Origin of the sequence: Sodaliphilus sp. (assembly GCF_045598405.1) — a bacterium.
In the GTDB taxonomy this organism is placed as follows: Bacteria; Bacteroidota; Bacteroidia; order Bacteroidales; family Muribaculaceae; genus Sodaliphilus; species Sodaliphilus limicaballi.
Genome location: NZ_JAZLLZ010000061.1, coordinates 59,811 through 86,323 on the forward strand (window position 1 = coordinate 59,811; position 26,513 = coordinate 86,323).

The 26,513-nt window shown below is 50.2% G+C and carries 20 protein-coding genes; 6 read left to right on the forward strand and 14 right to left on the reverse strand.

The window, feature by feature from the left end; all coding sequences use genetic code 11:
- Nucleotides 1-989 precede the first annotated feature (989 nt).
- Nucleotides 990-2,402: a DNA methyltransferase gene (locus ACKI3C_RS05185; protein WP_407402738.1), complete on the forward strand. Its 1,413-nt coding sequence runs from the start codon at nucleotides 990-992 to the stop codon at nucleotides 2,400-2,402.
- A 142-nt stretch (nucleotides 2,403-2,544) separates the two neighbouring features.
- Here ACKI3C_RS05185 and ACKI3C_RS05190 read toward each other — a convergent pair whose 3' ends face one another.
- The 8 genes from ACKI3C_RS05190 to ACKI3C_RS05225 form a co-directional block, all read right to left on the reverse strand.
- Complete coding sequence (locus ACKI3C_RS05190; protein ID WP_407402740.1) at nucleotides 2,545-2,754, reverse strand: hypothetical protein; 210 nt, start codon at nucleotides 2,752-2,754, stop codon at nucleotides 2,545-2,547.
- 230 nt (nucleotides 2,755-2,984) lie between these two features.
- Nucleotides 2,985-4,217 carry a tyrosine-protein phosphatase gene (locus ACKI3C_RS05195; RefSeq protein WP_407402742.1) on the reverse strand — a complete coding sequence of 411 codons (1,233 nt, stop codon included), beginning with the start codon at nucleotides 4,215-4,217 and terminating at the stop codon, nucleotides 2,985-2,987.
- 38 nt (nucleotides 4,218-4,255) lie between these two features.
- Nucleotides 4,256-5,119 (reverse strand): patatin family protein, encoded by an 864-nt coding sequence (locus ACKI3C_RS05200; RefSeq protein ID WP_407402744.1) that lies wholly within the window; start codon nucleotides 5,117-5,119, stop codon nucleotides 4,256-4,258.
- Nucleotides 5,120-5,133: 14 nt separating this feature from the next.
- A complete protein-coding gene (locus tag ACKI3C_RS05205) occupies nucleotides 5,134-7,434 on the reverse strand; it encodes a BamA/TamA family outer membrane protein (protein ID WP_407402746.1) in 2,301 nt (766 codons plus the stop codon).
- Entirely contained in the window at nucleotides 7,431-12,263 is a 4,833-nt protein-coding gene (locus ACKI3C_RS05210) for a translocation/assembly module TamB domain-containing protein (protein ID WP_407402748.1), read from the reverse strand. Before ACKI3C_RS05210 ends, ACKI3C_RS05205 begins: the two co-directional genes overlap by 4 nt.
- Before the next feature lie 280 nt (nucleotides 12,264-12,543).
- Nucleotides 12,544-13,350, reverse strand: a complete 807-nt coding sequence (gene tatC, locus ACKI3C_RS05215; RefSeq protein WP_407402750.1) for a twin-arginine translocase subunit TatC — start codon at nucleotides 13,348-13,350, stop codon at nucleotides 12,544-12,546.
- A gap of 37 nt (nucleotides 13,351-13,387) precedes the next feature.
- Complete coding sequence (locus tag ACKI3C_RS05220; protein WP_407402752.1) at nucleotides 13,388-13,615, reverse strand: twin-arginine translocase TatA/TatE family subunit; 228 nt, start codon at nucleotides 13,613-13,615, stop codon at nucleotides 13,388-13,390.
- 278 nt (nucleotides 13,616-13,893) lie between these two features.
- The gene (locus ACKI3C_RS05225; RefSeq protein ID WP_407402754.1) at nucleotides 13,894-14,190 is read right to left on the reverse strand and encodes a hypothetical protein; all 297 of its coding nucleotides are present in this window, start codon (nucleotides 14,188-14,190) and stop codon (nucleotides 13,894-13,896) included.
- Nucleotides 14,191-14,380: 190 nt separating this feature from the next.
- Between ACKI3C_RS05225 and ACKI3C_RS05230 the strand changes: the two genes are divergently transcribed.
- From ACKI3C_RS05230 to ACKI3C_RS05250, 5 genes are all read left to right on the forward strand, one after another.
- On the forward strand, nucleotides 14,381-16,138 hold the full coding sequence (locus tag ACKI3C_RS05230) for a dockerin type I repeat-containing protein (protein WP_407402756.1): 1,758 nt from the start codon (nucleotides 14,381-14,383) through the stop codon (nucleotides 16,136-16,138).
- Between the two features lie 20 nt (nucleotides 16,139-16,158).
- Nucleotides 16,159-17,244 (forward strand): DNA/RNA non-specific endonuclease, encoded by a 1,086-nt coding sequence (locus tag ACKI3C_RS05235; protein ID WP_407402758.1) that lies wholly within the window; start codon nucleotides 16,159-16,161, stop codon nucleotides 17,242-17,244.
- Between the two features lie 169 nt (nucleotides 17,245-17,413).
- The gene (fabD, locus tag ACKI3C_RS05240) at nucleotides 17,414-18,292 is read left to right on the forward strand and encodes an ACP S-malonyltransferase (RefSeq protein ID WP_407402760.1); all 879 of its coding nucleotides are present in this window, start codon (nucleotides 17,414-17,416) and stop codon (nucleotides 18,290-18,292) included.
- Between the two features lie 270 nt (nucleotides 18,293-18,562).
- A complete protein-coding gene (locus ACKI3C_RS05245; RefSeq protein WP_407402762.1) occupies nucleotides 18,563-19,852 on the forward strand; it encodes an OmpA family protein in 1,290 nt (429 codons plus the stop codon).
- 131 nt (nucleotides 19,853-19,983) lie between these two features.
- A complete protein-coding gene (locus ACKI3C_RS05250; RefSeq protein ID WP_407402764.1) occupies nucleotides 19,984-21,012 on the forward strand; it encodes a hypothetical protein in 1,029 nt (342 codons plus the stop codon).
- A gap of 130 nt (nucleotides 21,013-21,142) precedes the next feature.
- Here the strand turns inward: ACKI3C_RS05250 and ettA are convergent, their stop codons facing one another.
- The 6 genes from ettA to ACKI3C_RS05280 form a co-directional block, all read right to left on the reverse strand.
- The gene (ettA, locus tag ACKI3C_RS05255; RefSeq protein ID WP_407402766.1) at nucleotides 21,143-22,834 is read right to left on the reverse strand and encodes an energy-dependent translational throttle protein EttA; all 1,692 of its coding nucleotides are present in this window, start codon (nucleotides 22,832-22,834) and stop codon (nucleotides 21,143-21,145) included.
- 15 nt (nucleotides 22,835-22,849) lie between these two features.
- Nucleotides 22,850-23,824, reverse strand: a complete 975-nt coding sequence (locus ACKI3C_RS05260; protein WP_407402768.1) for a calcium/sodium antiporter — start codon at nucleotides 23,822-23,824, stop codon at nucleotides 22,850-22,852.
- A gap of 131 nt (nucleotides 23,825-23,955) precedes the next feature.
- A complete protein-coding gene (locus ACKI3C_RS05265; protein WP_407402770.1) occupies nucleotides 23,956-24,147 on the reverse strand; it encodes a hypothetical protein in 192 nt (63 codons plus the stop codon).
- 86 nt (nucleotides 24,148-24,233) lie between these two features.
- Nucleotides 24,234-24,389 (reverse strand): hypothetical protein, encoded by a 156-nt coding sequence (locus tag ACKI3C_RS05270; protein ID WP_407402772.1) that lies wholly within the window; start codon nucleotides 24,387-24,389, stop codon nucleotides 24,234-24,236.
- A 222-nt stretch (nucleotides 24,390-24,611) separates the two neighbouring features.
- The gene (locus tag ACKI3C_RS05275) at nucleotides 24,612-25,007 is read right to left on the reverse strand and encodes a hypothetical protein (protein WP_407402774.1); all 396 of its coding nucleotides are present in this window, start codon (nucleotides 25,005-25,007) and stop codon (nucleotides 24,612-24,614) included.
- Nucleotides 25,008-25,034: 27 nt separating this feature from the next.
- Nucleotides 25,035-25,976 carry a transposase gene (locus ACKI3C_RS05280; protein WP_407402776.1) on the reverse strand — a complete coding sequence of 314 codons (942 nt, stop codon included), beginning with the start codon at nucleotides 25,974-25,976 and terminating at the stop codon, nucleotides 25,035-25,037.
- Between the last annotated feature and the right edge of the window lie 537 nt (nucleotides 25,977-26,513).

The window sequence follows — 26,513 nt, forward strand, 5'->3', positions numbered from 1 at the left end:
TAAAGTCAAGAACCGTCTCGTCCTCAAGTTTTACCTTGAAATCACATGTTGCTTTTCCATCTTTATCGAGACCTTTGCTTAATGGTTTGAAAAACTGTTCTCTTTCGAGATCACATATTATATAAAATTTTAAGTAATGCAATCCAATTTCATATTCATTTTTAACGATACCATTCACATTCAATTCATTCACTTCATTGACATTCGCAATAGTTCCAAACTTATAGTAAAAACTTACTCTGGCATAATTGTCTAGTAAAGACCAAGATTCACAATATGCGATAACACTACGATTCTCTACATCCGTTTCTATCTCGTTTTTATAGACTTTACCTTCTCCTGTTCCTGTGTCTGTAGAAACAGTGGGAAAGTCAATAAGGTCGTTTGCCGAGGCGTTGAGGCTGACTGTGAGCATGCACAGCAACAAGATTAGTTTGTGTAGTAATTTCTTCATAATTCTTTCTGTTAGTTAAAGTGTATATAATTTAGTTTACTATCGGTTTATGAACGGCTACAGCAGAATGTTACCAATGTGAAGGAAAATAAATCTACCATGTCGCGTGTTCACTTAGGGACATAAAAAAGCGGGCTGTTATCCTGCACTCTTGTAGGTATCGCCAAACACCTGAATATACGCACGGAAAAACAGCCCACCTGATATGGGTTGCACCGTGCCTCGTATATTCGTTGTAGAGTTTTGGCGATTTCACAAGAAGTGAGGCACCTTGTAATATGTCTTGTCATCCCCTATAACGGAGATTCCACGTGCAAAGTTACTAATTTTTTCTGACAGACACACATTGCATCATACCTTTTTTATAAATAAGAACAACAGTTTCACAGTTTCACACCCTATTTGACAACTTAGCCGCTACCTGCGCTTGTATTCCTTGTATTTTCCTTCACAAAAATTATTTCTCACGTTTGGTTGTTTTGAAAAGATTTACTAAATTTGTCACGAAATAACAAATCATCAAACACCATCTATCATGTTGTTCTCTGAAAAAATCAGGCTACTGCGCCGAGAGCGAGGAATTTTGCAACGCAAACTAGCCCAAGCCATAGGCGTGGACATTCCCATGTATAGCCGTTATGAGCATGGCGAGCGACGCCCCAAGCGCGCTCAAGTAGTGAAACTCGCTAAACTCTTGAAGACCGACCCCGACGAACTCGTGGCACTATGGCTTGCCGAGGATGCCATGAGTGTAATAGGGCACGACAAGATGAGCGCACGGGCTGCTGTCTTGCTGCGTGAAACCCTCGACGGCGTGGACACTGCCGCATTGTCGCAAGAAGAAATCGACATCGAGCCCGAACCCGCTGTTGATGTGCCAGCCGTTGTCACGGCAGCTCCTGTCATCGACCCTGCCATTCTCAAAGCTCCCGATTGCGACCCCGCACTCCGCAACCTGGTCAAGAAACTTGGTTATAGCAACATGCCACAGTATCACTGCGGCGATGCGTGCAAGGTGATGGCGCAAATCGAAGACAAGAGCATCGACTGCATCGTCACTTCTCTGCCCTACTGGCACCTGCGCGAGTACAAGGTTGACTCTCTAGCCACCAAGGATCCCAGCGAGTTTATCGACAACCTGCTGCGCATGACTGCCGAAGCTCACCGCGTGCTCAAAGACGAGGGGTCTCTATGGATCAACATGGCCGACGCCTATCAGGACGCATCCATGCAAGCATTGCCGTGGCGGCTCGCTATCAAGATGATGGACCTGCAAGGGTGGATCCTGCGCAACGACATCGTGTGGAACAAGCAGCAAGGCACTATCGACGGAATGCAGAATCATGCACGCAACGAGCATGAATACATGATGCACTTCGTCAAGCAAAGCAACTATTACTACAACGACGAGGCACTGCGACGATATTTTATCGATGAGAAAACAACATCCAAGACTGGCGAACGATATCAGCGCAACATCGCGGCGAGCCAGCACCTCACTTCAGTCGAGAAAAACAACGCCCTAACCGCCCTGCGTGCCACACTGCGCAAGGTGAATGCCGGCGAGATAGGTTCTTTCAAACTCTACCTGCGCGAAGCCACCGCTCCCACAGCTGGCGATGCCGCCCGCAACCAGGAACTCAAGGACAACGGGTTCTACATCCAGGAGACACCGCGTGCCACCAGCATGCCCGGTGACGTGTGGAACATAGCCCCAGAGCGCAGCGAGACCGACCGATATGTCATTGCGCCGCAGCAGCTCTACCGCCTGCCCATCGCGGCGACTTGTCCGCAAGGTGGCATCGTCCTCGACCCCTACTGCGGCACTGGCACTGCATGCAAGGTGGCTCACGACATGGGATGCAAGTCCATTGGCATCGACATCAACGACGACCGCCTGCGACGCGCGCGCTCACGCGTAGAACAGCAGCCGCTCAGCCTATTCTGACACACCAGTTATAGCAACGACAAAAAGCAGTCCCGCCCTTGGCACAAAGCCATCAGCGGGACTGTTGCATGTGTATTTGAATTTTATTACTTGGGTTCTTCTACCCCATCGATAGATTCAGGTTTTGTGAGGGCTTATGCTATCATTTAGCAGCCTCGGTTTCCTGGGTTTCCTCGGCGGGTGCTTGTTCAACGGGGGGGTGAGCGGTTGTGTCGTCCTTCACCTTTGTGCTGTCATCAACGGTTGCCTCTACTGCGGTGTTCTCCTGTGCCTCGGTGGTGTTCTGATTGTCCTTGCATGAAACGAATGAGAGGCCAAGCATGATCGCAAACATAAATACTAACTTTTTCATAATCTTCTAAAATTTTAAAATAAAACATTCAATAAAACTTCTGTGATTTGATTTGAATCACGTTGCAAAGGTAATGGCAGTTTCCAAAATGTGTACACAAAAAATGCTGGTCTTGTATGAAACCAGCATTCTCTTGTATGAACTCCCGCATTTTACCAGCCTAGGAGCTTCAGATATCCTAGAAACACACGCCATGAGTCGAGTCACCACGACCCCCTGGCATGGTAACTTCACTTCACTATTTTCTTCACGCTGCCGTCGGCATTCACGATGATGTTGATGCCCTTGACGGGACTGCTGTGACGCACGCCGTTGATATCATAGACTGCGGCAACCTTGCCCGAAGGCGCTTCCACATCCACGATGCCAGTGTTCACATCCTCTATACCCAGCATCACATAGCGCAGATAGTCGAGATTTTCTTTTGACACTCCACAATCAAGCCAGTAGTTATAGAAGCACTTAGCCAAATCATAGCTGGGACCATGAGTGTAAATGTAAGGAACCAGCTGAGCAAAGGTGTCATTGGTAGTCTTCTCATAAGAACGGGGGCGCATGCGGTCGCTGAAGGTTGACAACTCATAGTCGCGGATAAGGTTTATCTCTTCTACACCCAACACTCCCTCGATGAGAAAAGCGAGCAAGCCGGCACGGTCACCACCCACGAGGCAATGCAAGTCCACATTCTTGCCCTCGCGCAGGCGGTCTATTACCCAATTCAAGCAGATAGCATTCTTCTCTTTCATCTTTATTCCTGAGTAATACATACCCCCGCTGATGACCATGAAGTCAACATTATCGCCCAGAGGTGATGCCACGTTGGGTGAATCGCCGCGCAGGTCTAGCTCGGCACCTATGTTAAGGTTCTCGGCAAAGTCATGGATGCCTGTTGCAGTCACTTCGTCGAGGTGGGCGCTGCGATACAAGCGCTCATACCTGATAGGCACGTTGAACTGCGTGGGCCAACCGCCTAGGTCTCGCACATTGCGCGCTCCGTCCACGTTGATCATTCGCAACTGACCCTCGGTGCGGAAGTCGCCGTGAGCCACCTCGTTCACTTCGCCCGTGAGCAGCACTTCTTCTACCTTATAATAATAATGGCGGTCAGGAAGCATGTTTGAGATCGTGTAAGACCTTACCCCGAGCGACTTGGTGTTATGGGTCACAGCATTGCTGTAGTCGGCATTCTCGCTCACAACGATGCGTATTTCGCTCAACTTGCTTGTGATGGTGGTTGATACCCAGTTGACGCGCTTTCCACGGGGTTTGTCTAGCAGGTTGCCATACAGCGTCTTGTCATAGTACTTACTTATCACGCTTGTCGCATAATCTGTATCATACAGATATGTGTCATCAGCCAGATAGGCTTGAACAGCATCGTTTTCTATATTGACCACCTCGATGTCCTGAGCATTAAGCAGTGACGCGCATAATGCCATCGTAACAAATATCACTTTTCTCATAATTATGTGTAGATTAGTTTTGTATTTTTTGATTTATATTATGGTTGATTTGTGCAGCGACCCATCCACTCCCGCAGTGCGGGGAGCAGCTGCTCGGCCTTGGCTACACCTATATTATATACTTTGCGCAACACCTCGGGATCTTTCTCCACATGGCCTATGGGTAGTTTTTCGTCGGGGAATATGGCAAACACCTTGCCGGCCTCTTCCTGGCGGGACAAGTGCTCTAAAGTTTCATTGTAGCCTATATGACGCTTCTTCATGGCTTCAATCACTCGCGGATACTTGCGCATCACCACACGCACCAGCGGCATCATCTTGTTAGGCTTCTTCACAAATCCTCGTGGCTGGGTGAGTATCACCACGTTGCGCTCAAACCCCATTTGCTCCATCTTGACAAGCGGTATCGAATCTACCATGCCGCCGTCGAGCATGTTGTGACCGCCCACGCTCACCACACGCGACACCATGGGCATCGATGCCGACGCCCTGATCCACTCGAAGCACTCGTCACCGGCCGTGTCGCAACGGTGGTACACAGCCTCGCCAGTGTCAACGTCCATGCACACCACCCACATGGGCATGGGGTTAGCGTCATACACGTCCATGTCGAAGTGGTCAAGGTTGGCTGGAAGGTAATGATAGCAAAACTCACCGCCGAAGAGGTCGCCCGTCTTGATGAGCGAGCGCATGCTGCAATAACGCCAGTCATTGCAATATCGCGTATTATAGCGCAACGCACGACCCTGCTGGCGCGACTTGTAGTTGCAGCCGAATGCTGCTCCCGCACTCACTCCTATCATGCCGTCAAGTTCTATGCCTTCTCTCATGAACACGTCGAGAATACCGCATGTGAACATGCCGCGCAACGCTCCGCCTTCTAGTACAAGTCCTGTCTTCATATCAAGTCACGCAATTAGAATGGATAGCCTATTGCAAGGTGGAATGCAAGGCCATCCTTGAATTTGGGTATATTATACCACCCGCTGCGGCTTGTGGCGTAGGGCAAGTGCAAGCCCACGCCCAGGTCGGCGCGCACAACGAGCATCTCCATGTCAAAACGCAAACCCACGCCGGTGCCCACAGCAAGCTGCTTGAAGAAGTTCTTCATCTCCAGCTTGCCGTCAGGGCGCTTCTCGTCGTCCTTGAGCAGCCACACATTGCCTGCATCGATAAATGCCGCACCCTTGAAATAGCTGAAAATGGGGAAACGGTATTCCCAGTTGGTCTCAAACTTGAACGTACCGGTCTGGTCATAATAACTATATGCATCCACGTGCTCGGGATGATATCCGCCTGGACCCACATGACGCACGGTGAAGGCGCGCACCGAGTTGGCACCGCCTATGTAGAACTGCTCGCGGTAAGGAACCTCGTCGCTGTTGCCGTAGGCGTAGGCTGCTCCCAGGAACGCCCTGCCCACTATCGACGACTGCTCGCCCAGCCTGCGCGTCCACACCACATTGGTCTGCGCCTTGGCAAACTGTGAGAACGGTGTGCCGAACATTCTCTTTGTGCCCTTGCTGCCACACATCGCCCAGATGCCGGCAAACACATTTCCGGCCTCGGTCAACTGCACGTTCCATGTGATATGGTCTCGCCCGAAATCATTGTCGTAAGTATAAGAATACTGCATCATGGGGACGAACATATCCTGGAAACTCAACGCAATAGCGGGATTGGCTATCATTGCCGAGTCAAAGGCCTCGGTGCGGCTCAACAATTTTGAATACGTCAACTTGAATGGCGTGAACTCATTGAGTGACTTCTTGTTGGCATGCCATTCCCAAGTGAACGATGCGCCCATCTGGGCCATCTTGAAGAAACTCGGGCGGTTCATGATATCGGCATTGACGCCCACCTTTGTCCAGTTTATATAACGGCGGCTGCGGTCCACGAAGCTCGGTGCCAGCAAGCGGGGCAAGGCTAGCGAGAGGTCTAGGCCGAACGCATAAGAGTTCATGTCACTTTTCGCACCAGTGCTTCCGCCACCCGTCTGCCACTCATAAGAGGCATTGAGGCTTCCGGTAAGTTTCTCTCCGCCGCCGAACACGTTCTTGTGCGTCAATCCGGCCTCTAGTCCGGGGCCGATGAAGCTATTGCTCTTTGACGTGCCCTGCAACTCTAGTTTCACCTCCCACGGTTTATCTAGCACGCAGTTGACCTCCACGTCCAGCACACCATTGCCAGCGGGGGTAATGGAGTCTATCACCGGATGTACTTGTATGTCTATGTTACTGAAAATTCCTAGCCGAGACAATGCCAACTGCGTGCGGTCCATGCTGTTAACGCCGAATGCTCGGCCTGGACGCATGCGCAGGTTGGACGGTATCACTGCGTCCCTTATGTGTACGGGGTTGAACTTCACCAGGGTGCACCGCTCCATGTCAATGCTGTCGGGCACTCCCCCGCCCTCGTCGCTGCTCACGGTGGCTACTATGTCGCGCGCCACATATTTCACGTGGGCCATGTTGGGCACGTCGGGCGAGTTGACAAGTTGCAGGTCTATCACGCCTCGCTGGTGCACACTGTCGGCAAGGTACTGGATATACTCGGGACGGAAATAGTAGTACCCTCTGTTGCGCAAGTAGTTAGTGATATTGATGCGCACAGCGTTGAGCGAGTCAAGGCAATAGCGGCTTCCTGTTTTCAGATAATGGTCTTTACGGGCAAGCGAGTCTATGATGTGGCACACTGGCGTGTTGATGTCCATATACTTGACTTCGCCTATGGTGTAAGGTTTGCCCACATTCACTTCGTAGGTGATGCTTGCCTTCTTGGGATTTTTCTTGTCATAATTCAGTTTGTAGTTGGCAGTCGATGTGAAATAACCATTGTTTTGAAGCAAGGTGTTTATCATATCCACTCGTGCCTGCGGACGCACCCTCGAGATGAGCACGGGACGAGCTACTAGCAGTTTATACAACCACCCTTTCACTCCCTTCGACTTGGAATCCCAGTGGTTATAAACCCAAAGGCCCACAGGAAACGGAGTGCGGTAATAGGGTGAGTATAGCGGGTTATTGGGCTTCACGTTTATTGCCTCGAATATCTGGTCTTGCACATCAGCATCTAGCTTGGCGTTTTCCTGATGATAGTCCAGCTTCTTCACGCCTGTATATAGCACATCGTTTGCCCCCAGCTTGCTTGTAGTTGAGCACGACGTGCCCAGTAGTGCAGCAAGTGCAAGGCATAATATTAGTAAGTACTTGTTCATTGCGCTGTTGTTGTTGAGTCGGTCACAACCTCGGCATTTTCTTCTTCTTTTCTTGCTGCGGGGATTGTGTCCATGATTGTTACACGCATCGGTTTCACGCCGAAAAGCGACTTCAATGAGCTCACCTTGCGTTTCATCACAAAGCCCACGCCGGTCTCCACCACCTGGCCCTCCAGGATGCTCTCAAATCCGGTGTGGCGGAACAGGCGCACATATTTGTTGCCTGTCTCGTTGAGTGAATATTCAAATGAGATGTCGCTTATCAGGTTCTGGCCGAAGTTTTCCTCGGCGGTTGCATCGGTACTGTATTCGCCGCCCACCACAATCTTGAATCGGTCGTTGAACAGGTTCTTCGACAAGCGGTAAGAATAACTTGTCTCGGTGCCTTTGCCGGTGCGGCCCTCATACTGGTTGATGCCGAATGACAGGTCCACTCCCTTGAGAGTCTTGGCTGCCCACGAGTTCAGCTGGGATTGCAGGAACGAGAACAATGCCGCGCTTGCCGTGAGGCCGTTCACATTGCCCGCGCTGTTGGTGCCGGCATATGTGTTGTAGAGCAGCATGTTGATTGCCGCCTGCGACCGTTGCACGTCGCTCATTGACTGCAACTCATTCATCACGCCCATATCGCTCTCGGTGCTCATGTCGAAGTCGAGCTTTATCACTCCCAGAGTGCCGCCCACATTGGCTGTGATCAGGAAATCTACGAGTCGCGAGCTGCCATCGCCCTGCGACACGCTGGTCTTCACGTGCTCGGTTCCGGAGATGTTGAGCTGCGGGTTAAGCATGTCGCCGTTCCACACCACTGTGCTGCCCGAGGCTATGGTGAAGTTCTTCTGCGAGATGAGTGGCGGAGTGTAACGCACCTGGCCGCTCTCTATCGTGTAAGTGCCGGTGAGCACGTCCTTGCCCGCAAAGTCTAGCGAATATTTCAAGCGGGCGCTGCCGTCGATGCTTGCACGGTCCTTGCCATCAGGCGAGAGGAAGGCATTGATCTTTGTGCCTTGCTGTATCACGATGTTGGCAAGGATATTTGTTGCATACGACCCCTTGGCAGTAACAAGGTTAGGTGTTCCGCCAGTGCTGTCGTTGAGATTCACGAAGGTGACCATGTTCTCATCATAGGTGGTGCCTGGGCTGTTTATCTCGTCTTGCAGCACATAGGTGATGTTGCTGCCCGAGAGCACTGTGAGGTCGGCACGCATGTTCATGTAGTTGTTGCGGCTGGTTATGCTCGCGTCTATGTCGGCAAATGCTTTGCCAAACACCTCCGAGAACGTGCGCTGCTCGGCGCCTATGACTTGGATATTCTTGCCCTTGAGGGTAAGGTCTATTATCATGTTATCCATGTCCCTGAAATCTACCACGCCGTTCACGTTCACGGGATTATTGTTCATGCTCATTATGCGATAGTTGTCCAACTCCATTTTGTTGTCAACTACCGACAATTCGTCGTCGCTCAACCTTAACGAGCAACCGTAACGAGGCATGACCACATAAGCCGAGTCACCCACCATCCTACCGTTGACAATGGGGTTGTCCATCGTGCCGTTCACGCTCACTTCTCCGTTGAGGTAGCCACGCAGCCACAGCATCCTGCCGGGGATAAACGGCGATGCCTTCGACAGCGGGAAACGGTTGAGCTTCATTGCCATCGACATGGCGTTGCCCTGCGTAGCGTCGCTGAATGAACCCAGAGCCATTGCCACGTGCGACCCATCGACTATCATGTCGGCATCGATGTGCGTGCCTCCGGTCTCGGGATCTACGCCATAAGTGGTGTTGACCGTGAAGTCGCCCTCTTTCATGCCGTTATACACGAAGTTGTTGAGGTTCAACATGCCTTTACCCTCCACGTTATGACCGTTCCATGCCACGTCCATGTTGGCATTAAGCACTCCGCTCATCGGGTCAAGGTTGGGCAAGAACCTTGTCCACTCTTCTATGCGCAGGTTGGCAATGTTGAGCAATATGTCTTCGGTAGTGGCGCCTGGCACTCGCTGGGTTTTGAGTGCCACCACGCTCGAGTCGCTTTCTAGTTTCAGGTCGGCGTCTAGCATCTTGGTGCCGTAGTTGAAGTTGATGAAGTTGCCCTCGTTCATCACCCAGTTGCGGTAACCTATAATGGGCTCACGAGGGAACATCCTCATGTTCACTGCCGTGTCGGTGAGCGTGGCATTGCACCCCACTCTATAGCCTGTCTCGTTGTGGATATTTTGCTGCGTGAGCAGGAAGTCGAGGGTAGAGCCTTTCACTCCGCCCACTACCGATACCTGTGCAAACTCATCCCATGTGCCGGGACGGTTGCCCATGTGGGCCTTGAATGCCAGGTATTTGTTCCACTGCGTTGCTTTCAGGGTGAGCGTGTCTATGTTGGTACCTTCCATGCTCAACGAGTGCACATACCCGTCTATGAAGATTGTGGAGTCGTTGCGCATGTCAAGTCCCACGTGCCTGAAGTCCACGCCATACTTTTGCACATACCGCTGCACCAGTCCGTCCATGCCCATCTTCAAACCCAGGTTGAATGTGGGCAGTGCCTCTTGCAATGTGTCTATGTTGATCGACAGGTGCTTGTATTGGTGCATGGCTATGTCGGCGCTCTTCGAGAAGTAATGGATAAGCGAGTCTATGCCATGCGGTGCGTCAAAGGCAACATGGTTGTCTTCGTTCTCAAATGTAGCGTGGGTTGACGTCGCGTTGGAGTTAAATGTAGCCGAGGCTTTTGCCGCCCTCAGGATATCGCCGTCGAGAACCCAGTCTAGATCTTCGACATCGACGTCCACGTTATACTCCTTGAGGTCCAGGTCTATGTCGCAGGTGCCCACCAGGCGGCCACGGCCCGAGCACTCGCCTTTATAGAACCCTAGCGCATTGAGGTCGAGGTCAGCAATGTCGCCGCGGGCGTCTATCTGGTAATGACGGCCGTTGATGCTTCCTTCCACATCCACATCTACGCGACAGTTGTCGTTGGCGCTTGTTATGCGGCCTGCCATCACGCCGTCGGCCATCGCCACGCGGGCATCGAGGTTCTCATACAAGTACTTGTTGCACACCACGCTAGCAAGGTCTATCTCGGCATTCACATGTGTCGAGGGGTTCAGGAAGTCGAATCCTTTGCCTCTGAACCGCATGTCGGCAGTGAGGTTGTCTATGTCATACAGTGGCAATATCGCCCTCACGGGGAAGCTGTTGAACGATGCGTCAAGGTCATACTCATCGGTGTTGGTGTTGAACGAACCCGTGCCCACAAGTTTGCCTGTGGACAGTGTCATCACAGCGTCGGCAGCAATGCGGCCGTGGTCTAGTTTGGCATTGGCCGTGAGCGACATGGGCGGGAAATTCACTTCGTTTTGCATCGTCTTGTCGAGCAAGGTGGGCTTAACGAAGTTTATGTTGTCAAAGCGTGCGTCTAGCTTCACGTCACCGCTCATCGCATTGAAGCTTGTGGGGTTATATACAGTTCCGCTCACAGTGGCATGGGCATATTTAGGAAGGTCGGCCGTGAGGGTCGTAACATCTACCCGCGATGCATTTCCGCTCAACTCGCCCTTCAACGCCAGGGGAGAATATTGCGGAATGCCTTTGAGCACAGGAGCATACTCGGGCATGAGTTTGCTCACGTCTTGCAGGGCGATTCGCGAGTCAGTAGCCACATGGATATAGCCTTTGTTGGGATTGTCGGCAATCGACAAGTCTATGTGTGCATCAAGGCTTATGTCGCTGAGCAGGGTGGCAAGTTTTGCTTTCTCCACACTTATCAGCTGGCTGTTTATCGCCACACTTGCCTCGCCACGGGTCACGGCTAGGCCGCTGCCGTTCTCGGTGAGGTCGAGCCTTCGCAAGGCAAAGTTGACGTCCGACCCGCGGTTATACAGGCTGTCAATAGCCACGTTCAGTCCAGCCACGTCTATATACCGCATGTCAAGGCCTCGTCCCGCGAACAGCTTCGCATCTCTCTGGGCATATGCAAGCTCACCGCCCGCAAGCCTCAAGCTGTCAGCCCTTATGGTCCATGGCACGGTGTCGGCTGGGTTGCACAGCGTGTCGGCTGGCACGGGATGCGCCAATGCATACTCCCGCGCGAACCTTTCGCTCGGATATATGTATCTCACTGCGATTGTATCAATAGACAAGCATCGGGCATCGACCTTGCGGCTACCCGTATCCACAAGGCCGTCGGCAAGCTCGGCAGCCTGCAGGTGCACCTTCAACGTGTCTATCGTGGGGAGCATGGTCATTGCATAATCCACGTTTTCTAGCTTGAGGTGGCAAGCCTGTATCTTCCAGGGAGATGATTCTGCTGTGTCACACTCGGTTACAACTTTGTCGGGATAATAATCAAGATTTACATTTCCGCCTTTCACTGTGCCATCAGCAAGGTTCACTGCATTGTGGTCAAGATCCACGCCTATGCCCTTCACCAGGCATTGCTCTACCTGCGCCTTGAAAACCATCGACGAATCCTCGCTCACCATTCGGTAACGCGCGTCGGCAAGCGACGCTTCATCTACCTCCACATCGAGACGGAACAACGGCAGTACTGCTACTCCGGCAGTGAAGTTGCTAGCACTCAACATCGTGTCGCGCTGCTCGTCCAGAACAAGCAGCCCGTCAACACTCACGTCGAGAGGAAACTTGATAAGCACACGATCTATCGAGATATCAAGCCCAGTCTCCTCCGATGCCCACTCGCAAGCATAATCCTTCGCAATATTCTGTACCCAAGGGATATACAGGGAAAACGGCAACAGCACAATGAGCAACAAGAGCACACCCACGGTGCCCCCCACTATGCCAGTTATATTGCTTTTGACCTTCTCTGCCATCGTCATTAAATTCTAAAATGCAAATATAATAATAATCTGCGACAACACAAAGCATCTTGCACAAAAACTTCCCGCGCCTGCACGAAAGCCCGCACGAAAACACAAAGAAAAGCACCACAGCACCCCCGCAGTCCGCCCCCGCAGTCCGCCCCTGTGTCGTGCGCATCAGCGCACGAAAGCACACAACAATCACCCAGCATCACAAACATTTGCAACGCCACGCTTAAAGCAATACTTCACATAAAAAGTTAAAGCAACGGTTTATTATGGTATCGGGCAATTACCCCTCATCGGCAGGAGCAGGTTTCACGAGCAAAGCGCTCATCTCATACAGGCAGTATATCGGCACAAACACCACGATAGTCGAGAAGATGTCGCCAGGCGTGATAAACGCCGCAACAATCAGCAGTGCAACGACGGCATGACGGCGGAACTTGGAGAAAAAATCACGGTGAAGCACACCCATCTTGCCCAGCATCCACGCCACAAGCGGGAACTCAAACACCAGGCCCATCAGGAATATCAGACTCAAAAACGTGTCCATGTAGCTATCGAGCGAAACCTGGTTGGGCACCAACTCGCTCACATGGTAATCGGCAAGGAAACGCAGCGACACAGGGAACACGATGAAATACCCCATCGCCACACCCAAGAAAAACATCAGGTTGCCCGCAAGGAACGCGCGACGAGCACCGCGCTTCTCGTTGGGATACAACGCCGGCTCCACAAACGTCCACAGCAGATATATGACTGCCGGGAACGAAAACACCAGTGCCAGCCAGAACGACGTGGTCATGTGAACCATGAATTGCGATGTCAATTCTATGTTTATCAAGCCGACATGATACCCGTCGGTTGTCAGTTCCGGACAACCAGGCACGATTGATGCTATTTTCGACAATACACGATACAGCACAAAGTTCCCGTCGCAAGGGGCAAGGATAACGCTGTCAAACATCGACGGCATTGCCACAAAAAAACCGATCATGGTGACTGCCAGCAGCACCACAATCTTAATAAGCACCGAGCGCAACGCATCTAGGTGCTCCCAGAACGACATTTCAGGAAGATTCCCTTCGGTATCCATTTCCCAACCAACGGAAATATTTGTCAATATCCGGCAATTACTGCTTCTTTTCCTCGCGCTTGCGATTAAGTTCATCCAGTTCGCTATCGCTCTTGTTGATATCGTCTTGGATTTCATTCATCCCCTGCTTGAAGCTCTTAACGCCCTTGCCAAGACCCTTCATCAGTTCAGGGATCTTCTTGCCGCCGAACAGCAGCAGCACAACCACCACAATGAGAATTATTTCAGTAGTCCCAAGGAAACCGCAAAGTATAAAATTAAGCATAATATTATCCGTTTAATAGTTTTAATTGTGCAAATATACAAAATTCCCCCCACACCGCAAGCACACGGCATTGCTTTTTTATCCACACCAGCCAAATAATCCCTCACTCTGCCGAGCAAAAAAAACAAAATCGACTGCAAACTAGCCGGTCTTGCACCCAAATGGTATTTCATTCTAACGAGTGTAGCGAGTTTCATTTTAGGCAGAACAGCCGCATTTTTCGAGGTAATGGCAGCCATTACCATTTTCTTTTTCCGTTCTCGGATCATTGCACCTAGTCACAGGAACCAACCCGTGATTTTATAAGCCACCTTCTCCACCCAGCGCAAAGGATAGTTGATATCCACGTCGCGAGTGTGAGCACGCATAATGCGCAGTTTGTAGAACAGGTTGTGAAGCACCCACTCGGCTACCATCGATTCGTTCGTGCGGTTCATCAGCACAGGATTCGACGGATAACGCCTGCGCAACTCGTTGAGCACCTTAACCATATCCTGACGCTCTGTCACACAGTATGATCCTTCCACGTGTATGTTGGTCTGCGACAGCGTGGTTCCTTCGATTATCTTTTTCATGACTCTTCATTTTATTTCAAGCTACAAATATACCGCCTTTATTGCAAACACACAACCCTGCTCGCATTTATTTTATGCATGAGAGAAAAATTTCCCCCCATTACTGTTGCACATTAATTATAAATATACTAATTTTACAAATTCAAACCAATTTGAAATTTGTTACTTATTTTATTAACTACTAATTTCTATGCATAAACAGTATTTTCAACGACTGATACTGATCATAGCCGCCATAGCATGCACGGGCTTTGCCTGGGCCGACTCGGTGACGGCAACGTTCGATTTCAGTTCCACACAGAAACTCACCCAGATGGGGCTGGCGATTCCCACATCTAGCGTGAAGACCAACATCACATCGCCCATCACAATAGACGGAGTGACTTTCACTCCATCGGCAAATCCCATTCCACAGGTTACTTACTACCAGAATGCCTATAACCTGTATTTGTTCAGTAACACTGCCTTCACGCTGTCAGTACCCTCCGGAAGCGAAATCACCAGTGTCACTTTCACAGGCAAGTACGAAACCCTTAACTTAAAAGCCAGCGCAGGCAATGTGGACGGGCTCACTTGGACAGGCAACGCCAGCTCACTCAAATTTACGGCTACTGGTTCTAACACCATCTATACCGTAAAGGTGACTTATACTGCAAGCACTCCCATCGAGACCGCTACCGGACTTGGTGCTTTACGCCAGTTGACCGACGGCTCTATGGTGCGCCTCTACCTGCCCGACGGCAACAACTGCCGTGTGACTTATGCCAGCGAGGACGGCGCAGAGGTTTATCTGCGCGACAACTCTGGTGCGGTAATGCTTGAAAATATTGACACAAACCGCCCGTTTGCTCCCAACCAGCACATCGCAGGTTGGATAACAGGAAAATTCTCTTTAAAGAACGGTATGCCCAAGCTGGTTGCCGACGGTTCGCTGACCAACACCGCACAACTGGTGATTGCCGATCCCGTCACCGAGACCAATGTCAGTGCCACCACCATCACTCCCCCGGCCTATGCCCGAAGCGCTGCCAACCTGGTTCGCCTCATGAACCTTACCATCAAGGACGGCAAGGCGGTGTATGGCAACCACAAGTTTACAATCAACAACCTGTATGGCATGGGCAAAGGCGAAAAGTACCAAGCACCCTACGAGGGAGCAACTGTTGACCTTGTGTGCCTTGCAGTGCCCACAGCCACCGACAACACCTTGGTGCCCGTCTATGTCAACAATGTTAACCCCATCTTTTATGTCGTGAACGAGAGCGCTCCGTTCGTCGCTCCCGAAACCAACATCACCAACACCGGTGTGCGCCTCACCCGCAACCTCACTGCCGGCGAGTGGAATACCATCGTGCTGCCGTTTGACCTTGACCGGTTCAACGGCACGCTGATGCAACCCGCTAAACTGACCGACGGCAAGCTCACCATGACCCAGGCAAGCAGGTTGATTGAGCACAACAAACCCTATCTGTTCAAACCCGTTGCCAACGGTGACAACACCACCTTGTTTACTGACGTCACCCTTTATGCCGGCGATCCCGCCACTGTACAGGGCATGACAGGCATGTATAACAACACATTCATGGACGGCATTACTGTGACCGCACTGGCCTACGCAAACGGCACTCCCATGCTCGTAGAAGTTCCCGCAAGCCAAGTCAAGACTACGCACGCATTCTTTACCGGCGTGGCATCCCTTAACATCAACGGTGAGGGCATTGCTCTCTTGGGCGATGTCAACCTGGACGGAAGCACCGACGTGAGCGATGTCAACTGCATCATCAACGTGATTATGAATCCATCGAAAGCGGGATCCTTTGGCACTCGCGACGACGTGAACGGAGATGGAACGGTTGATGTGAGCGACGTCAACGCATTAATTAACATCATTATGGGAAACAGCAGAAACACCAGCGTCACTCTGCACGTGAAACCCAATAACAAATAAAGAAAGGAGGACCGATAGATATGAAGAAGATATTACTCGCCCTCCTGGGCATCGCAACAGCATTGACAGCATTGGCACAGCAAAGCAAACCCCAAACTGTCATTATCACTCTCAAAAACAACGTCACTGTTACTCACAATGCTGCCGACATGGACAGTATCGCCTACATAGGCGGTGAGTTTGGCGACGAACAAGGCATCGGTATGAAAATCTATCTCAAGGGCACAGGCGTGAGCGTTGACTACCTGTACTCGCAGATCGAAAGCATCGAAGCTCCGGTTAATCCCAAGTATGACCCCAACAACAAGAACCGCAACTACTCGTCCGACAAATATGACGGAAGCAAGTACATGTACAACCTAGAGTGGCCCCGCATCAACGAGACCGACAACAACAGCTACAGCATCAAGAGCACCGAGGACTATGGCGTGACCTACTCTGTAGAGTGGAGCAACACCTTGATTGCCAACCGCTGGACATGCTACCAGATGCACCCGGGCAACAGCGCAAGCAACGTGAAACGCCACGACTCGTTCCAGGAAGACCCCGACCTGCCCGAGGCTACACGCTCTACTCTTGCCGACTACCGCAGCAGCGGCTTCTCGCGCGGACACCTCTGCCCCAGTGCCGACCGTCTGTGCTCTACCGAGCAGAACGAGCAGACATTCTTCCTGAGCAATATGCAACCCCAGTGGCAGAGCCACAATGCCGGCCTGTGGGAGCGCATTGAGAGCCAGGTGCGCGACTGGAACAGCAGCTACTACCGCGACACTCTCTATGTGGTCAAGGCTGCAACTATCGCCGATGTAGAACTCAACGGGTCCAAGAGCGCTGGCGTTTACACCGAGAAATGCAACAACCGCTTGCCCGTTCCCAAGTACTTCTACTGCGCACTGCTCGCAGTCAAGAACGGACAGTACCAGGCACTCGGTCTATGGACAACCCACAGCGACGATGCACAGTCTTCTACAACCATCAAGAGTTGTGCCATCAGCATCGACGAACTGGAACGCCGCACGGGCATAGACTTCTTCTGTAACCTGCCCGACGACATAGAGGAAGCCGCCGAAGCAACGTTCGACACCTCCTACTGGGGACTATATTAAATAGTTTTCGCAATTATTAAATAGTTTTCGTAGCGTAGCGTTTCGTAGGCCACAACGTGGCCGTTTCGTGAAAAAAATTTTGCTTTTTCGCAAAAAAACACTACCTTTGCGGTCTAATTACGGAATTTTTTCTTTAATTGAAAATTTTAACATCACTAAATAACACTAAATGAAAGCATTTGTATTCCCTGGCCAGGGTGCACAGTTCGTAGGTATGGGCAAAGACCTCTACGAAAACAACGCACAGGCCAAAGCACTCTTTGAGAAAGCTAACGAAGTACTCGGTTTCCGCATCACCGACCTCATGTTCAACGGCACCGAGGATGACCTCAAACAGACCAAGGTTACCCAACCCGCTGTGTTCCTGCACTCTGTAATCCTGGCGCTCACCATGGGCGAGGAGTTCTGCCCCGACATGGTTGCTGGCCACTCACTCGGTGAGTTCAGCGCACTCGTTGCTGCTGGCGTTCTCCCCTTCGAGCAGGGCTTGAAGCTCGTTGAGACACGTGCGCTCGCCATGCAGAAGGCTTGCGAGGCTGCTCCCTCTACCATGGCTGCAATCATCGGCATGCCCGACGAGAAGGTTGAAGAAATCTGCGCTACCATCGAGGGCGTTTGCATTCCCGCAAACTACAACAGCCCCGGACAGGTAGTTATCTCTGGCACATTCGAGGCTATCGAGGCTGCTTGCGTTAAGTTCAAAGAGGCTGGTGCAAAGCGCGCTCTGCCCCTCAAGGTGGGCGGTGCATTCCACTCTCCCCTCATGGAGCCCGCTCGCGAGGAACTCGCCAAGGCCATCCACGAGGCCGACTTCAGCGCACCCAAGTGCCCCATCTACCAGGATGTAGATGCTATGCCCCACACCGATCCTGCCGAAATCAAGGAAAACCTCATCAAGCAGCTCACCGCTCCCGTACGCTGGAGCCAGATCATGGCTGCCATGGTTGCCGACGGCATGACCGAGGCTGTTGAAGTTGGTCCCGGCAAGGTGCTCCAAGGTCTCATCGGCCGCACCTACCGCGACGTCACAGTCACTGGCAAGCAGTAATAAACTGCCAAGGTTCATAACACAACCCTAGAAAGCCTAGCCCCGTCTAGCTTTCTAGGGTTAATTTATTCCACATTCTCCTATTCCGGCAACAGTGGCATCGAGTACTCCGAGGCACGCCTCGACACCCCACCACCCACCTTTCCACACATTTCCACATCGCTATCCCCACTATTTCGTGTTTTCTTGAACAAAGTTTGCTATAATTTCAAGATTTATAGTTATATTTGCATGTTGATAGAAAACTTAAAACTAAAAACATATTTTGTTATGAAACGTACATTTTCAACAATTGCCGCAGTTGCCATGATTCTTGGCACCGGCGCTGGCTCAGCCCAGGCCCAAGGTCTGTTTAATAAAATCAAAAACAAAGTCAAGGAAAAAGTCGAGCAAAAGATTGACAACGCCATCGACAAGGCGGTTAATGGCGCTGTTGACGGAGCAACTAACGCTGCCAAGGGTGCTGTGAACGGCAGCAGTGAGGACTACGATCCCGTTGCCAATCCCGCAGGTGCTCCTTCGACACAATCACAAGCCCCAGCCACTGCCGATGTGTCTAATGTAAAGAGCGACTTCGTTCCCGGCAGCATAGTTGTCTTTGAGGACAAGGTGAGCGGTGAGCAAGTGGGCGAGTTCCCCAGCAAGTGGGACCTTGAGCGCGGTAATGCCGAGATTGCTACCGTCAATGGCGAGCAGGTTATCGAGTTTGCCAAGGAAGACTCTTGGATTAAGCCCCTCATCAGCAAGAATCCCAAGAACTACTTCGGCGATGAGTTCACTGTGGAGTTTGACCTCATGTACACCGAGGGTGGTTTTGAGATTGACTTCATGCATCCCGATGAAGCAAGAGACCATGAGATATTTACCTTGACTTGGGGTTATAATTATGCATTAAGACTTGACTATGTGCGTGCAAGTTCTGAGAGCAATACAGACAAGGAAGGTGATAGTTCCCAAGACCAGAAAACGCAACTCAACGACAAGCGTTGGCATCACTATGCAATCTCATTCAACAAGCGCGTCATCAAGGTTTATGTTGACGGTATCCGTTACATGAATGTGCCTGCTGCTAAGGCGGGTGCCGGATGGATGACATTCTTCTACCGTGGCGATCAACCTGCCTACATGAAGAATGTGCGCATTGCTCGTGGTGGTGGCGAGCTATATGGCCGCAACGCTACCGATGCAAGCGAGGGCGCAATTGCCAAGGCTATCGCCGAGACCGGCAAGTTTGTTACCAATAATATCCTCTTCGAGACTGGCAAGGCCGATCTGAAGCCCGAGTCAATGGACGAAATCCAGAAGGTAGCCGACTACATGAAGAAAAATGCGACAGCTCGTTTCCTCGTTGTTGGTCACACCGACAACGTAGGGTCAGCAACAAGCAACCAGACCCTCTCTGAGAAGCGTGCCAAGTCGGTAGTAGCAGCCCTTGCAAAGCTCGGCGTTGACGACTTCAACCTCAAGGCCGAAGGACGTGGAGCCTCCGAGCCTGTTGCCGACAACAAGACAGCCGAAGGCAAGGCAAAGAACCGCCGCGTAGAGTTTATCAAGAAATAACGCTCGCAAAAAGAATTAAACAACAGATTTCATTGATTTTATAGATTTATATAATCAGAGAAATCTGTTGTTTCTAATATAATATTTTTAATTATTTTAATTTCTTTCAGTCTAACCTATTGACAACTAATATGAGAAAGATAATATTTTCACTGCTCGTTGCCGCATCGGCAGCAACAACAGCCAGTGCCCAGTGGACACCTGCCGCTATCCTGGGCCTTCGTCCATCCGACATGCCCACAGTTGAGCAAATTGCCCAGTATGCTGCAGGAGAAAACGACTATGTCGATAAGTGGAGAAAAAACCTTGCAAATAGCATAGAGCAATGCGAGGAAAGCCTGAACAAGACAATGGGTAATGTTGAACTTCATGCTCGCAACGATGCCAACAAGGCTGCGCGCCAGCTCGGTGCAAAAGACATGCACGACCTCGAGGCAAAGCTCAACAGCATGACACCCGCACAGCGCAAGAAATGGGCTATGGCCCAAGCATCAAAGAGAGTGGCAAGTTACGGTATTGACATGAGCAAGATACACGAGGGCATGAGCGAGAAGGAAATACGCGAGATGGCCAACCAGGCTATGGCACACACTACCGGCGGCCTCACCGTTGACGACGTGGAGTTCATCACCAAGCATCAACTCAACGCCAAGGAGACCCAAGACTTCCTGAAGGCTGCTGGAATCGACGAGAGCGTGATAGCCAAGACCAAAGCCAACATGCATCGTTACACCCCCGAGCAGCAGCGTATCATCAAAGACTATTGGGACCATGCAGCAACACCATTAAAAGTCTATCGCAATAACTATGCTAGGAAATTCGGTGCAATAGGTGATAGCACACGGTATTACCAAGAGCAGTGGAGATTAATCAGTTCAAAGTATGACCAGGACGAAGCGGTTCCCTACGAAGTGAGATATAATTGTGCTTTGAGAGCCGTCAAGAGTATGCACCCCATGTATCTCGACCTTGCTGAATTCATTAAGTTTAACATGCCTCTTGCCCAAAAAGAAGATGACTTTATTGAGGTAATTGACCAGATTCATGGCACCGAAACCCGCAGGGCATATGGCCAGTTGCGCAAAGAGACAGTACAAATGGCTCTTGACTATCTCGGAGCCATAAAAGCCTCAGTCGAGTTCTACAACATCGTGCATTAAAAAAATACACTACCGCAAAAAAATTAACCCTAGAAAATCCTGGATACTCCCAGAATCTTCTAGGGTTAATTTTTGCGCTGAAACCCCAGCGGCAGTGCCATCCAGTTGATTCAGGCACCGTCTGACGTCATCACTCCAAGCTACGGTAGTGCACACGCTTGGGTTCTTCGTTACCCAGGCGCTTGATTTTGTTCTGCTCGTACTCTGAGTATGAGCCCTCGAAGAAGAAGACATTACTGTCGCCCTCAAATGCAAGGATGTGAGTGCAGATGCGATCCAGGAACCAGCGGTCGTGACTGATGACCACAGCACAGCCTGCGAAACTCTCAAGACCTTCCTCTAGCGCACGAAGGGTGTTCACGTCGATATCATTGGTGGGCTCATCGAGCAGCAGCACGTTGCCCTCCTCTTTGAGAGCAAGAGCCAACTGCAAGCGGTTGCGTTCACCGCCCGAGAGCACGCCGCACTTCTTCTGCTGGTCCACGCCAGTGAAGTTGAAGCGTGACAAGTAGGCACGAGCATTCACGTCACGGCCTCCCATGCGCAATAGTTCCACACCGCCCGAGATTACCTCATATACAGTCTTTTCGGGATCGATGCTCGTGTGCTGCTGGTCAACGTAAACAGCCTTAACGGTCTCTCCCACCTCAAATGTGCCGGCATCGGGCTGCTCAAGCCCCATGATGAGGCGGAACAGTGTGGTCTTGCCAGCTCCGTTGGGACCTATCACGCCCACGATGCCGTTGGGCGGAAGCATGAAGTTGAGGTCATCGTAGAGCAGTTTCTTGCCGAATGCCTTTGCCACATGGTTGGCCTCGATAACCTTGTTGCCCAAACGCGGACCGTTGGGGATGAAGATTTCGAGTTTCTCCTCCTTCACCTTCACGTCCTCATTGAGCAGCTTGTCATAACTGTTGAGACGGGCCTTTCCTTTTGCCTGGCGGGCTTTAGGTGCCATGCGTATCCACTCAAGCTCGCGCTGCAGGGTCTTCTGACGCTTGCTCTCGGTCTTCTCCTCTTGGGCCATGCGGGCTGTCTTTTGTTCCAGCCAGCTGCTGTAGTTACCCTTCCATGGAATACCCTCGCCGCGGTCAAGTTCGAGAATCCAGCCAGCCACATGGTCGAGGAAATAACGGTCGTGGGTCACAGCGATTACTGTGCCCTCATACTGCTGCAGGTGTTGCTCAAGCCAGTCAATTGATTCAGCGTCAAGGTGGTTGGTAGGCTCATCGAGCAGCAGCACGTCGGGTTTCTGCAACAACAGACGGCACAGGGCCACACGACGGCGCTCACCACCACTCAGGTGCTCGGCCAGCTGATCGCCCTCGGGGCAACGTAGCGCGTCCATAGCACGTTCCAGACGGGTGTCGAGGTTCCATGCATCGGTAGCATCGATGATGTCCTGCAGTTCTCCCTGGCGAGCAAAGAGTTCGTTCATCTTGTCGGCGTCCTCATAGTACTCGGGCAAACCGAACTTCTGATTGATCTCCTCATACTCCTTGAGAGCGTCAACAATGTGCTGCACTCCCTCGCTCACGATTTCCTTCACGGTCTTTGTGGGATCAAGCTGAGGGTCCTGGGGCAGATAACCCACCGAGTAACCGGGGGCAAACACAACCTCGCCCTGATACTTGGTCTCAAGGCCGGCAATGATTTTCATCAAGGTCGATTTACCCGAACCGTTCAGACCGATGATTCCGATCTTGGCCCCATAGAAAAACGAGAGGTAGATGTTCTTGAGTACTTGTTTCTGGTTTTGCTCGATGATCTTGCTCACGCCCACCATCGAGAAGATGATTTTTTTGTCGTCAACTGTTGCCATATATTGAATTTAATTTTATTTCGTTAATAGATAAGTCGTATAAGCGATGTAGATAGCAATGAAGATAATACCTTCAATGCGGTCAAACTTGCGCTTCCCAAAAGTGAAAATCACCACAAATGTGAGCACTGCACCCAGCAACGCCACTGCAAAGTCCACTATGCTCACGCCTTTCACCGTGATGGGGCTGATTGTCGATGCCACACCTGTGATCATGAGCATATTGAAGATATTAGATCCCAGCACATTGCCCAGTGCCAACTCCGAATTTTTCTTGAGCGATGCCACCACCACAGTGATGAGCTCGGGCAGCGATGTGCCCACTGCAACTATCGTGATCGAGATCACAGCCTCGCTCATGCCCCACTCCCTGGCCAGATTCTGGGCTGAATCAAGAAACAGGTTGCCACCAAAGATCAGCCCCGCAAGCGACGCCAGCGCGATGGTCCACAGCAGCACAGGATGCTTGCCGCTGAACTTGCTCTTGGTTTCCTCATCGGCATCGGCTACAGCCTGCTGCGGATTCTTCCCCTTGAGCACTACCACGTAGCACATATACACAAGGAACATGATGAGCAGAAAGATGCCGTCGAGACGCGAGATAGTGTTTTCCTCAATGCCCGGAATCAGCGCATCATTAGCCAGCAACATGAACAGCAATGCCACAGCAATGCCCACAGGAATGTCACGGCGACGATTCTCACGTTCAATCATGAATGGCGAGATTGCAGCCGCTACACCCAGAATGAGGAACGTATTGCAGATGTTAGAGCCAACAACGTTTCCCACGGCAACATCACCCACGCCTTGCAAAGCTGAACTCACCGACACAAACAATTCTGGCGCCGAAGTCCCGATGCCAATAATCGTGAGACCTATTATAAAGTTTGATATACGGGCACGTTGAGCAATAGCAACGCTAGAGTCAACCAGCAAATCGGCCGACACAAGCAGCAACCCAAGTCCCGCTATAAGCAATAAATAATCCATATTCTCTTTTTATTTTTTTCGGTTTGCAAATTTACACAAATATTGCCAAATGGCAAAATATCCGAATAAACATCCGAGCTGCTTGGGAGCAATAAGCCACACTCTCTACTCTTTCAACTACCGGATGCAATCTATTTCTTCACTTCCTTCTTGCCCTTGATGATCACAATGCCCTTGAAGTTGTCATCGGCCTGTATTCCATGTAGGTTGTTGATGCGAGCGGGTGACGCGTCGACAACGGGTGAGGTTATACCTGAAAACTCACCGTCTTGAGTGACGATCTTGCCAAACGGAATGTGCACCAAGATAAGCGGATGGGGCAATTGGCCAACTATCTGGCCAAATGAGAAATCAATTCAATCGGCAAAATCAGAGGTAGAATGGTGCTCGGCGAGTCCTTCGACTTATTTTACAGGTTCTTGTTGCTGCGCTCCAGGTGTTCCATCACCACGGCACACGAAGCGTCGCAGGTGACACTCATGGTGGTGCGGCCCATACCCACGATAAAACCAAGCACAAGAGCAATGGCAATTTGAGCCACAAGATAGATTTTGAACTTTTTCATCATCAATAATGTTAAGGCTTATAAGCAATTAGGTTAATATAAGCAATGTTAGAGTTGATTCACATGCAAATTTAATAAAAATCTTCCACTCCCACAACTCCACACCCCATTGACAATAAAAAAACCACCCCAAAACGAGGTGGCGTCGATAATAGTAATAAACCTTTGTTACAAAGAAAATATAAGTGTTTCTGTATATGAAAAACAACCTTTTATTTGTAGTTAGCGATATAACTTAAGACATTCATAATACTTATGAGTACTATATTTACTAGTTCTTTTTACTTTCCTAATGTACCATGTTTTATCTTCCATTTCCTCATAATTATATGTCTTGGTAACAGTATCGCCATCTGCATATGTGGTTATTGCTTTTTTAACAAGCCCCTTTTTGTCAAGGAAATATTCGTCCATTTTATAGAACCCGTTATTGTGCTTTTTATATTGACATACAACAATCTCGGTTGGGGTTATATCAAACGTATATCTATCTCCATCAAGCACTGCTTCTTTAAGAATGCCATTACCGTCTCTAACTATGTCGGTGTAATCTTTTAAGTTGTGTGATTGGAGATTTCCGTTATCGTCAAACGTAAATACATCTACAGCATTACCCATCCAATAAAGAATCGCGTATTTTAAACCCTATACATCAAGGGTCATGGTTAGTTCCTCAATGTACTTGAGCTTGGTAACATCTACCCACGGACCATCTTTATCCGTTCTCACCTTCTTGTATTTTGAGAGCATCCTGAAGATCTGTTTGTAGGAGTATTTCTTGTTGAGTTCCTTCTTTACGATTTCATTCTTCACTCTCGTTGTGATGATGACGGAAAGGAAGTTGATGAGCTCAGTGGCATAGACTCTGTAGTCGGTGTGTACGTTGACCGTATCGCGGTCGATGATATTCTTGTAGAGATTGAACATCGTCTCAATCTGCCATCTTTGGGAGTATGCCAGATAAACGGTCAGTGGGTCAAGGTTCTTCTTCGATTTGAATACAATCAGTCCAAAAAGTGATTTCTTTTCGATGTATTTCTCGCTGTCAAAGGTTTCCTTTTTCTGTGCCTGCTGCACGTAAGCGACTTCCTGTTCGTATGCCATCTTCGGGTTGCGGAATGCGTACAGGTACTTGCCGTTGGACATTCTCACCTTCTTGTATAATATGGTAGCGTCCGTGTATCCCTTCAAGTGTTCAGTAGGATTGTCCATACCATAGTTCTTTATGAAGGCAGAGTTCTGCTTCAAAGGAATGAGATAGGACAGACCTTCCATCTTATCAATCTTCTCAAACAGCTCCTCGTTATAGAACCCCTTATCAAAGATCATCATGCCATTAACTATCTTGTATTCAGTGACGAAGTTGTTTATAGATGTTTGGTCAAGCATATTCCCGGGATATGGCTTGGCTGCTATCGGTTCCTTCGTTTCCGGATTGAAGGCATATAGCAAACTCATGTCTTTTGAACCTTTAGTCCTTGCCTTTCTGGAGAACTCCGACATATAGCCTTCCTGCGAATTGTAATCCTTCAACATGCCATCAACGACAATGTCCTTGCCAGCAAACGCTTCAACTCTATTCCTCATGAACTCGCATATCATCGAGTAAGCTTGTCCTATCTCTTGAAGGAATGCAGAGACGGCATCTTCTGAGAGATGGACTCCAGGGATTATTTCGGATGCGAAAGAGGTTGCATACTGTAACATGAGATCTCTGTTTTTGACATCGCCATAGGCTGCTCGCAACAGTGCGATAGTGTACAAGCGCTTTGCATCATTTAGGTCCCAGACCTTTGCAAGTTCATCCAACAGGTCTTTTCCATGCTTGTTGCATAAGGCCACCTCGCCATAATCCTTTATGTCGATTGTTTTCTGCTTTGGTGCTTCAGTCTTTCGTTCTACATATCGTCCATCAATGATTTCACCTACCGTGCCAAGATCTACGGGAATCACTCGGTCATTCACTCGCTTGCTTGTGCGCTTGATTACCACAAAGCGTGTTCCACGCTGCTTCACAACGGTGCTGCTTGGTCTCTGTACTGCTAGTATCTCTTTTGGTATTGCCATTACTTGTATAGGGTATCCGTTTGTTGTAAACCCTATGCAAAGGTACGTGTTTAATAT